Origin of the sequence: Eudoraea sp., assembly GCF_049669105.1 — a bacterium.
In the GTDB taxonomy this organism is placed as follows: Bacteria; Bacteroidota; Bacteroidia; order Flavobacteriales; family Flavobacteriaceae; genus Eudoraea.
This window is the reverse complement of sequence record NZ_JBATKE010000048.1, coordinates 24,196-30,817: the sequence shown is the minus strand read 5'-3', so window position 1 is coordinate 30,817 and position 6,622 is coordinate 24,196. Positions and strand designations below refer to the sequence as shown.

General features: G+C 39.2%; 8 protein-coding genes. 1 reads left to right on the top strand and 7 read right to left on the bottom strand.

The genetic code is table 11. The annotated features are described in order from the left end of the window. The 3 genes from WBM60_RS03700 to WBM60_RS03690 form a co-directional block, all read right to left on the bottom strand. Positions 1-374: amidohydrolase family protein (locus WBM60_RS03700; RefSeq protein WP_424282771.1), on the bottom strand; the 374-nt coding region annotated here is incomplete at its 3' end. Between the two features lie 23 nt (positions 375-397). After that, a complete protein-coding gene (locus tag WBM60_RS03695; RefSeq protein WP_424262565.1) occupies positions 398-1,171 on the bottom strand; it encodes an SDR family NAD(P)-dependent oxidoreductase in 774 nt (257 codons plus the stop codon). 20 nt (positions 1,172-1,191) lie between these two features. Then, entirely contained in the window at positions 1,192-2,592 is a 1,401-nt protein-coding gene (locus WBM60_RS03690; protein ID WP_424282770.1) for an AGE family epimerase/isomerase, read from the bottom strand. A gap of 157 nt (positions 2,593-2,749) precedes the next feature. Here WBM60_RS03690 and WBM60_RS03685 point away from each other — a divergent pair, with 157 nt between their 5' ends. Beyond that, a complete protein-coding gene (locus WBM60_RS03685; RefSeq protein ID WP_424262559.1) occupies positions 2,750-4,147 on the top strand; it encodes an exonuclease domain-containing protein in 1,398 nt (465 codons plus the stop codon). Positions 4,148-4,285: 138 nt separating this feature from the next. Here WBM60_RS03685 and WBM60_RS03680 read toward each other — a convergent pair whose 3' ends face one another. From WBM60_RS03680 to WBM60_RS03665, 4 genes are all read right to left on the bottom strand, one after another. Further along, a complete protein-coding gene (locus tag WBM60_RS03680; RefSeq protein WP_299160539.1) occupies positions 4,286-4,468 on the bottom strand; it encodes a hypothetical protein in 183 nt (60 codons plus the stop codon). A 189-nt stretch (positions 4,469-4,657) separates the two neighbouring features. Continuing rightward, entirely contained in the window at positions 4,658-4,786 is a 129-nt protein-coding gene (locus tag WBM60_RS03675) for a hypothetical protein (RefSeq protein ID WP_424262556.1), read from the bottom strand. 51 nt (positions 4,787-4,837) lie between these two features. Then, a complete protein-coding gene (locus WBM60_RS03670) occupies positions 4,838-5,056 on the bottom strand; it encodes a YgaP family membrane protein (RefSeq protein ID WP_424262554.1) in 219 nt (72 codons plus the stop codon). Positions 5,057-5,155: 99 nt separating this feature from the next. Continuing rightward, positions 5,156-6,565, bottom strand: coding sequence for an MBL fold metallo-hydrolase (locus WBM60_RS03665; RefSeq protein ID WP_424262552.1), 1,410 nt, complete (start codon positions 6,563-6,565; stop codon positions 5,156-5,158). Between the last annotated feature and the right edge of the window lie 57 nt (positions 6,566-6,622).

Genomic DNA, 6,622 nt, shown 5'->3' with positions numbered 1-6,622 from the left:
ATGCCATTTTGAAAATCTTTTCGTAGCATAAATTCAGGATCCGGTTCTTCCTGTACAATATGCCTTATCCCTTTAAGTTTTTTATCCTGTGAAAAATGCGCTAATCTCTTATCTACATCATCCGCTCTAAGATCTACCCAGCCAACGACACCTTTGATAAACTTATTTTCAGCGGCCAATCCAAGCAGGAATTCTGTCTCTGCCTCAGACTGATCTGCCTGAACCGCAACACAGCCATCCACTTCATTGTCTTTTAAGATCGGACCCAGATCTGCAGGGAGAAAGTCTTTCTGAAGGACTTTCATAGAATCATCAATCCAGCCATACCGAACGGGGTCATATTTCCAAAAATGCTGATGGCTGTCAATTACCATTTTGAGTGCGTTTTAAAATGGATCTAACCGTTTAATTTAATAAATCCTCCATCTATTGGAAAATCCGTACCGGTAATAAACGACGCTTCATCAGAACATAGATACACGGCCAGGTTCGCTATTTCTTCCGGCCTGCCCATCCTGCCAATAGGTTGGGTTTGGGACAACCTTTCAAACATTTCCTTTTCCATACCCGGATAATTTTGTTTGAGGTAACCATCAACAAAAGGGGTGTGTACCCTTGCAGGTGAGATGCTATTACATCGTATTCCATAGGATAGATAATCTTTAGCTACAGAATAGGTCATGGTAAGTACGGCACCTTTGGTCATAGAATATGCAAACCTGTCTGATATTCCTACGGTTGCCGCAACAGATGCCATATTTATGATCACTCCGCCCCTTTCTTTCATGTTTTTAATGCAGGCATAAATACAATTATAGACCCCTTTAATATTTACCTGATATACCCTGTCGATATCCGCTTCGGCAGTCAACTCAACATTGCCGATATGGGCAATGCCCGCGTTATTAATCAGAATGTCTATCGGCCTGTCTGCGGATATTCCCGCAACAGTTTTGATAACATCCTTTTGATTGGAAACATCACAGGCATGGGCCTGGGCATCACCTCCTGTAGCCTTTATTTCAGCTGCCGTTTCTTTTGCCGGTTTCGCATTTACTTCCAGAATATGTACCTCAGCCCCCTGCCCGGCCAGTGCCATGGCAATTGCCCTTCCAATACCACTACCACCTCCTGTAACAATGGCTTTTTTATTTGCTAAATCAAATTTCACATCGTTTATTTTATAGTTGCCTAATGCTCATTATTAGTAAGTTTAAACCTTCCTTCGAGCATCTGTATTACATTAATCAATGCTCTGATATTATGATAATTAACCTTCCAGATCTGGGCCTTAACATGTTGAACGGCTTCGGGATTTGAATCGAGGCCTTCGTCATACCATCCGCCATAGGTATGGTCTATCATATATTCATTAATATACTGCCATTGTTTTTCAAATAATTCATAATATTCCTTTTCATTGGGATACAATTGTGACATTAGCAGTAAAGCATTCAGCCCTTCAGCCTGAGACCACCAGATTTTTGCCGGATTTAAGATAGTACAGACATCCGAGTCATCCAAATAATATCCTCCATCAAAAAAACCTCCTTTTTCCATGTCCCAGCCACGGTCTATACCATGATCTACCATCCTTTTAGCGATGACCATTGTAGTGCTGTCTTTTTGGTGATAGAGTACCTGAGCAGCTTCCAGGAGAAGAAATCCCGTCTCCACATCGTGTCCGAATGAAACGTGATCCAGCCAAAAATTTTCTGTTCTGTAAGTTTCCGTTGAATCCTTAAAAGAAACAGGGGTCCAATCTCGTTCTAAATGTAAGGTGAGAAATCCTTTAGGGGTGGTAATTGTATCTCTTATGAGCATTAAAAGTTCTTCGAGACGTTCTTTTAACAAAGGGTTAGGCCATACTTCGTAAAGTGCTGTAAATGCTTCCATAAGATGTATGGAAGAGTTTTGATCCTTCCAGTCCTTTCGGATAAAGTTATCATACTCCTTATCGTTTTCTTCAACATCGAGCATCCAGGAACCATCGAGATGCAAAACATCAAAATAGCCTTTATACATAGGATCATGTGCATGTTCTTCTAACCAATAGAAGGTTTTCTTCGCCAAATTGAGCGCTGTTGAATCTTTAGATATGCCATAGTAGGCTGCCAATCCGTAAATAGCAAAGGCATTGCCGTAGGAACTTTTTGTACTTGCCGCAGGTTTAAGGGAGTCTCGGTCATTTACCAAAAGTGTGTGAAATCCACCGTATTTTGTATCCCACATCTGATCCCTTAAAAAGTGATAGCCATGGGTAGCAATTTTTTCATACTTACTATCGCCATAGAAGGAGGCGAGTGCCGAAGCGGTCCAGATATGACGGGCCTGAGTTACCAGCATTTTTTTTTGTTCACCTTCTTTTTCCCATTTATTATTAAAATCCGGATAAAATCCACCGTTTATACTATCAATTGAGATGGGATACCACACCCTGACCAAATCATCTAGCGAAGTCTTTATTTCCGGTAAGATCTTAGAATTAAAAGTTGTTTTTACCTCCTGGTTTTCTTTACATGAAATAGAAATAATAATAAGAAAACCGAAGACACTTCTATAAAGGACCTTAAAAAATAATGTCAGTTTCATATTTCATTATTCAACGGGAAGGGCACTTAAAACTAATCATATTTTTCCATTTCATCAACAGAAACTGATTGACTTGAAGATGACTGCCGGAAAAGGTTTTTGAGTGGCTTGATTTTTCTTATTAACTTACCTCTTCAAAACGCATGAAATAGAATAATTGTACTCCATCGTAGATATAGAAACTACCGGAAACGGTATTAAAGGCAATAAAATAACCGAGATAGCCATCTTTAAGTTTGATGGTCAAAAGGTGGTGGATGAATTCACCTCACTGGTAAATCCTGAATGTGAAATTCCTTATTTTATTACCGGCCTAACAGGAATTGACAACCATATGGTGCGCGATGCACCAACACTTTTGGAGATTGCTCCCCAGATTTTGGAAATAACACAAGACACCATCTTCGTGGCCCACAGTGTTAATTTCGATTATAACGTAATTAAAGAAGAATTCAGAACTATTGGTATTTCTTTCGTCAGAAAAAAACTCTGTACGGTACGTTTGTCCAGAAGGTTAATTCCGGGGTTTTCTTCATACAGCCTGGGTAAATTATGCACTTCACTCGATATACCTATTACGGACAGGCACCGGGCCCGGGGTGATGCGCATGCTACCGTAATTTTGTTTAGAAAATTATTGGAAACAGAAAACTCTGAGACTGTTTTTGGTTCATTTTTAAATGCCCGCTCTCAAGAGGCAACACTGCCTCCTTCGCTACAGCGGGAAGTATATGAAAGGCTTCCCTCAAAACCAGGGATCTACTACTTTAAAAACAGTAAAGGGGAGAACATTTATGTGGGCAAAGCCAAAAACATTAAGAAAAGGGTCCTAAGCCACTTTTACGATAAGTCTACCAAAGAAGTGCAAATGTGCAGAGAGACTTCAAATATAGATTTTGAACTTTCAGGCAATGAGCTGTTAGCGCTTTTAATGGAATCTGCCGCCATAAAACATCATTACCCTTTATACAACAGGGCACAAAAAAGAAATGTGGTTCCTTATGGGGTTTTCTCCTATGAAGACCGGCAAGGGATAATGCACCTTGCATTTAACAAATTAAGCCAGGTACCGCGCTCCTTAATTACTTTTTACAATACCACAGACTGCCGCCTTTTTATAGAACAAATGTGTATCGCCTTTAATTTATGCCCTAAATATTGCCATTTACAGGAAAATGTAGATTCATGTTCACATTTCAGGGTAGCTAACTGCAAAGGTATTTGCCGGGGTAAAGAAGCGGCAACGGCGTATAATAAAAGGGTGCAGGCTGCAATTGAAAATATGTTGTCCGAAAAACAAACGTATATCATAAAAGACAAGGGAAGAACTATTGATGAAGACGCATTAGTGCTTGTACAGGAAGGTGTATATTCCGGTTACGGATTTGTTCCAAAAAGTGCTGCTGTTAATTCTATTGAAGATATATTGGCATATATTACCCTGCAAAAAGACAATCTGGAAACAACCCGGCTTATCCAAACGCACAGGGTAAAAAACCCAAACTCAATACTGGACTTTTCTTCAGGCTTCCTTAAATCTGCGCAAAAGGTCTGAGGAGCGACTTCAATAAGGAGCAGCTGTGGTAGTGAATCTATTTATATTTATCCATTTCATTGTACATCCGGACAATAAAAAGCAACCAGATCACAAAGATGATGGCAACAACAATGGAGTAAATCAAGATAAAATCCATTATTTTCTATACTTTAAATAGTTCATAAAGCCCAAAATAGTTGGAGCCCAAAAGGCAACAAAGATGGCATCTAATTTGTTTCCGGATAGAAACATATATTCTGAAACAACAATAATGGACAGAACAACCAAAAGTAATAATACATTCATTGCTCCAATCCTTTCAATAAAATTTTTAATCATTTCCTGTAGCTAAAAGTAACTATGAGATGGTTTATATATAAAGAGTTGCTTTATAAAGATCTAAAGCTATAAACTTTTTATCAATATGAGTAAATATGAAGAATAATATTTCATCAGACACCTAAAAAATAAGAATCTGAAGAAAAAGCACTCAATAATCTGCCGGAAATAGTTGTAAACTCAATTTACTTATCTCCTTTTGTCACTATTCATAAGACTTACCAAAACAGCAATCAGTGCAATCACAACAAAGGCAAAAACAGCAATCATTATTATGCCGTTACTCCAGTCAACCAAAGGAATACTTATTAACTTCATATCGCAGAAGACTTATTATTTATTATTTCAATCAGGTTTTTAATGAAAAATTTAAGGTTTATCCACTTTTCTCACCTTGCATGAATTTAAACCAAAAACACCATAAAGCGGACAAAAGCCTGTTAGACTGGTCAATACAAAAACGGCGGCAACCGTTAATAAAATATAAGAAAGCGCCCCCTCAACTACCTCATAGTATAGCAATAAGGCAATAATAACAGCAACGGTAAAGCGAATAATCTTATCGATTCTTCCCATGTTTCGTTTCATAATCCCAAACTTTTAAAAAGGTAAAAAAGCACTTTTCCCTTTAATTTCCGTCTTTAAAAGTAAGATGGGTAACCTACAGAAACCATGATATTAATCATATTACTGCGTAGTGGGGCAGATATAATTAGTCACCGCCATTCCCGCCTTTTTCAGCTCGGCAATGCCTCCTGTGATGTCTACCAAATTGTGTATGCCCCTGCCCTTGAGGATAGAGGCAGCAATAACGGATCTATACCCGCCCTCACAATGGACATAAAAGGTTTCGTTTTTAGGAAATGCAGCCAAATGATCGTTTAATATATCCAATGGGGCATTATTTGCATCAACCAGGTGTTCTGCTTTAAATTCGCTTTCCTTCCGAACATCAAAAATGGGTAAATGCTTATCTTTCAATATCTCTTTGGCTTCTTCGGCGGATAATGCGGTGATGGTGTCTATATCTTTACCCGCTTTTACCCACGCTTCAAAACCACCCTTTAAGATACCTAAGGTGTTATCAAATCCTACCCTGGACAAACGTGTTACTGTCTCCTCTTCCTTTCCTTTCGGGGTCACCAATAATAAGGGTTGTTTAACATCAGCAATCAAAGCACCCACCCAGGGGGCGAAATCGCCGTTCAAACCAATAAAAATAGAACGTGGGATATGCCCTTTTACAAATTCTTCCTGGTTCCGCACATCCAATATAAGAGCCCCGGTTTCATTCGCTGCCAATTCAAAAGCATCCGGCGAAAGTGCTGCCATACCGCGTTTTAACACATCACCTATATCTTCATATCCTTCCTTATTCATTTTTACATTCAAAGGGAAATATTTAGGTGGTGGAAGCAGGCCATCAGTAACTTCATTTATAAATTCCTCTCGCGTCATATTAGCCCGTAGCGCGTAATTCATTTGTTTTTGGTTTCCCAGGGTATCCACAGTTTCCTTCATCATATTCTTACCGCATGCCGAACCGGCACCATGCGCAGGATAAACAATAACATCATCTGCCAATGGCATAATTTTACTCCTTAAGCTATCAAACAAAAGTCCGGCAAGGTCTTCTTTCGTCATATCCGCCGCTTTCTGGGCAAGATCCGGTCTTCCTACATCACCTAAAAACAAAGTGTCTCCGGAAAAAATAGCATAGTCCTTCCCTGTTTTATCTTTTAACAGATAGGTAGTGCTTTCCATAGTGTGACCGGGGGTGTGGAGTACCTTTATTGTTATTTCACCCAGTGGAAATTCCTGACCATCTTTAGCTATGATTGCTTCAAAAGCAGGATTGGCATTGGGACCGAAAACAATAGGCGCCCCGGTTTCCTTGGCTAATGTAACGTGCCCACTCACGAAGTCGGCATGGAAATGGGTTTCAAAAATGTATTTTATTTCAGCTTTATTCTTTTTCGCCCTGTCTATATAAGGAATTACTTCGCGTAAGGGATCAATGATGGCAACTTCGCCCTTGCTTTCAATATAATACGCTCCCTGTGCAAGGCATCCGGTATAAATCTGTTCTATGATCATAACTCTAGTTCTTAATTTTTTTCAAAAATACTGCTTCTCGCTTTAAAATGGGTAACA

What these genes read in the sequence shown, in the direction of transcription:
- WBM60_RS03680 (WP_299160539.1), bottom strand. Translation starts at nt 4,468, where the DNA reads ATGATTAAAAATTTTATTGAAAGGATTGGAGCAATGAATGTATTATTA.
- WBM60_RS03665 (WP_424262552.1), bottom strand. Translation starts at nt 6,565, where the DNA reads ATGATCATAGAACAGATTTATACCGGATGCCTTGCACAGGGAGCGTAT.
- WBM60_RS03670 (WP_424262554.1), bottom strand. Translation starts at nt 5,056, where the DNA reads ATGAAACGAAACATGGGAAGAATCGATAAGATTATTCGCTTTACCGTT.
- WBM60_RS03675 (WP_424262556.1), bottom strand. Translation starts at nt 4,786, where the DNA reads ATGAAGTTAATAAGTATTCCTTTGGTTGACTGGAGTAACGGCATAATA.
- WBM60_RS03690 (WP_424282770.1), bottom strand. Translation starts at nt 2,592, where the DNA reads ATGAAACTGACATTATTTTTTAAGGTCCTTTATAGAAGTGTCTTCGGT.